This window comes from Nitriliruptor sp. (genome assembly GCF_040882075.1).
In the GTDB taxonomy this organism is placed as follows: domain Bacteria; phylum Actinomycetota; class Nitriliruptoria; order Nitriliruptorales; family Nitriliruptoraceae; genus Nitriliruptor.
In genome coordinates this window covers 1-1,032 of the sequence record NZ_JBBEBZ010000058.1, presented here as the reverse complement: position 1 = coordinate 1,032, position 1,032 = coordinate 1, and the positions used below count along the sequence as shown (strand labels likewise).

Here is a 1,032-nt window from a genome sequence, read left to right as displayed (position 1 = left end):
TGTGGGCTTTCAGGAGGTTGTCCATTCGGACCGGACCGAGGAGACTGGAGTTACCAAGCTTCAGCACTCACCGGAGGGTCCGAATGAACATCCACAAGAATGCCCGTCTGACGCCGCTGCGTCGAGAGGAGATGGCGCGGGCCGTCATTGAAGGCGGTCTTTCCAAAGCCCATGCGGGGCGGACGTATGGTGTGTCGGCCAAGATCGTGGCGCGCTGGGTCGAGCGTTTCAAGGCCGAAGGACGCGGCGGCATGACCGACCGCTCGTCCCGGCCCCATGTCATGCCCGGCATGACCGAACAGCCGGTGGCCGAGCGCATCGTGGCCTTGCGCCGTCAGCGCTGGACCGGCAGTCACATCGCGATCGAGGTCGGCGTTTCGCCGGCCACCGTCAGCCGGGTCTTGAAGCGGGCGGGGCTGTCGCGCCTCAGGGACCTCGAGCCGGCCGAGCCGGTCAAACGCTATGAACGCGAACATCCCGGCGAGATGATCCACATCGACATCAAGAAGCTCGGCCGGTTCGAGCGCATCGGCCACCGCATCACCGGCGATCCGCAACAGGGCAAGTCGCGCGGCGCCGGCTGGGAGTTCGTCCATGTCTGCATCGACGACGCCTCCCGCGTCGCCTTCAGCCAGATCCTGCCCGACGAACGCAAGGAGAGCGCCGTCGCCTTCCTCGAGGCCGCTGTGGCCTACTATGCCAGCCTCGGCGTCACCGTCACCCGCGTCATGACCGACAACGGCTCATGCTACCGCTCGAAAGCCTTCGCCAAAGCCTGTCGCGACCTCGGCCTCAAGCATGTCAGGACAAGGCCCTATACGCCAAGGACCAACGGCAAGGCCGAGCGCTTCATCCAGACGGCCCTGCGCGAATGGGCTTACGCAGTGGCATATCCGACCTCACGACACCGCGCCGCCCAACTGCCGACCTGGCTCCACCGATACAATTGGCATCGTCCTCACGGCAGCCTAAACTCGAAACCGCCAATCAGTCGCCTCGGGCTGACCCAGGACAACCTGTTGAGGCTCCACA

General features: G+C 65.0%; 1 protein-coding gene. It reads left to right on the top strand.

The genetic code is table 11. The features are described 5' to 3' along the window. Window positions 1-83: 83 nt before the first annotated feature. Window positions 84-1,032 (top strand): IS481 family transposase (locus WEB03_RS02830; protein WP_368069455.1); only part of this gene is annotated, 949 nt, incomplete at its 3' end.